The following is a 293-nucleotide window of genomic DNA, read 5'->3' on the forward strand; positions in this document are numbered from 1 at the left end:
ACCCCCAACTACCATCGGCGCTGAGAAGCTTAACTTCCGTGTTCGGTATGGGAACGGGTGTGACCTTCTCGCCATCGTCACCAGACAATTTTTCAAGACAATATCTATTATACTGTCTTTAGTGCATTTTGCAAGAGAAATTTTAAAGATATTTCACTTAGTAAAAATCTTTATTCCCTCAAAACTAGATAATGTGTAAGAAGAAAACAAGAGAAACGAATGATCAATTTGGTTAAGTCCTCGAACGATTAGTATCAGTCAGCTCCACACGTCACCGCGCTTCCACCTCTGAC

General features: G+C 40.6%; 1 rRNA gene. It reads right to left on the reverse strand.

What is annotated here, in order from left to right:
* Positions 1–85: ribosomal RNA gene (gene rrf / locus FS736_RS23610) — 5S ribosomal RNA — on the reverse strand; the annotation flags it as partial.
* Positions 86–293 lie beyond the last annotated feature (208 nt).

Source organism: Cytobacillus oceanisediminis 2691 (assembly GCF_007678455.1).
GTDB classification, from domain to species: Bacteria; Bacillota; Bacilli; order Bacillales; family Cytobacillaceae; genus Mesobacillus; species Mesobacillus oceanisediminis_A.